Source organism: bacterium (assembly GCA_040757115.1).
Taxonomy (GTDB): domain Bacteria; phylum UBA9089; class CG2-30-40-21; order CG2-30-40-21; family SBAY01; genus JBFLXS01.
This window is the reverse complement of the sequence record JBFLYA010000427.1, coordinates 1-1,544: the sequence shown is the minus strand read 5'-3', so window position 1 is coordinate 1,544 and position 1,544 is coordinate 1. Positions and strand designations below refer to the sequence as shown.

Genomic DNA, 1,544 nt, shown 5'->3' with positions numbered 1-1,544 from the left:
TCCAGCCAGGGTTTTATCCTTTGACTATGAACTTCTGCTATTGCCTCATCTAAGGAAACTTGTCCTTTTACTACTTTACTTACTAAATCTAAAAATATCTCTTTAGCATTCATCTGTTTTTATCCTCAAGTTTTTGTAATTAACAAGTTCCAGAGCCTCCAAACCTTCTGGGTTAGACTAAATCGCTCTTCTTGCCCATCTAATAGAATAATCCATTGATTCAATATATCCCTTCCAATAAGACCTGTATCCTCTGGTGTTGCTACAATTTTGACGATGAATTCACGGTTACAAAAGAATATCCTGGCAAGATAGACCTCTTTATCTTCTGTTTTGCCTTGATAGTCTTCCACAGGAATAACCTTAATTAAGGGAATTCTTAATGAAGAGATGGTTTTATTTGGGATGACGGTTATATCTGCTCCTGTATCCAGTTGACATTTTATCCTTTGATTCTTCTTTGTTTGAAGAGGATCAGTGACCTCTACATCTAAAACTGGAGCAGGTGGATAAAAATCAGGAGCATACTTGTATTCCATCATACTACCTCTTTCTTAATCCTTGGCGAGGGAACTCGAAAAACCTGTTCCTTAACACCAACTTGACCTATATACATTGGCACATACCCCTTTTCTTTATAAATCCTCATCGCCAATTCTATCTCATCTTCACCAACTCCAACCACTTCGCCATTTAAGAGCGCAACAAATTTCCCTTGATACTTTTCAATAAGTTCCTTTTCCATCTTAAGGTATGCCTCTTTTTCTTTAAGAACAGTCATCTTTGGGTCAATTGGTTCTTGAGTTATCGGGGAAGAGGTGTCTATGGCTACAGGTATGTTGAAGATATTAACATTGATCCCCGGATGGTCTCTTACCACCTCTTTAATTCTTCCTCTCTCCTCTAACATAGACAGGATTTCTTTAATTTCAGGTCTGAGCAAATCCATCCTTATACCTCCTCTTGAATTTTCATAATATACTGTTTAAATTTCTCCTCGCCTAAAAACTCCTTTAATCTGTTAAGGTGGTTAAGTATATTCTCAAGATATGGTGACTCAAGTTCCTTAAACAGTAGGGATGCTTTAAGATAGCTACTGATTGCGGATTGATATTCTCCCTTATCTTCACAAACTCTGCCAAGTTGACCGGTAGTAATTCCAATCCCTAAGATATCCCCGAGTTCCTCAGCAATCTTTCTTGCCTCTTCATAGCAGTTTATTGCCTTTTGGTATTCCTTTAAGGAAAGGAAGACATTACCCATGTTACCAATCCAGTCTTCCTTACCTTGTCTATCCCCAATCTCTTTAGCTATCTTCAGTGCCTGTTCATAATAATCGATAGCTTGCTGGTATTGACATAAGGAGTAATAGGCATTACCTAAGTTGCCAAGACGACTTCCTTCACCCTGCCTATCCCCAATCTCCTTAGCTATCTTCAGTGCCTCTTCAAAATATTCAATCGCCTTCTGATATTGACCTAAAGAACGATAGGCAATACCTAAGTTGCCAAGCTCAGTTCCTTCATCCATTCTATCTCCAATCT

3 protein-coding genes are annotated in these 1,544 nt (G+C 38.3%); all 3 read right to left on the bottom strand.

Annotation, left to right across the window (positions count from 1 at the left end):
• Nucleotides 1-125 precede the first annotated feature (125 nt).
• Complete coding sequence (locus AB1422_19380) at nucleotides 126-542, bottom strand: hypothetical protein (GenBank protein ID MEW6621464.1); 417 nt, start codon at nucleotides 540-542, stop codon at nucleotides 126-128.
• Nucleotides 539-949: a DUF5678 domain-containing protein gene (locus AB1422_19375; protein MEW6621463.1), complete on the bottom strand. Its 411-nt coding sequence runs from the start codon at nucleotides 947-949 to the stop codon at nucleotides 539-541. The genes AB1422_19380 and AB1422_19375 overlap by 4 nt, the downstream gene beginning before the upstream one ends.
• Nucleotides 950-951: 2 nt before the next feature.
• Nucleotides 952-1,544, bottom strand: a 593-nt coding sequence (locus tag AB1422_19370; protein MEW6621462.1) for a tetratricopeptide repeat protein, incomplete at its 5' end; no start/stop codon positions are given.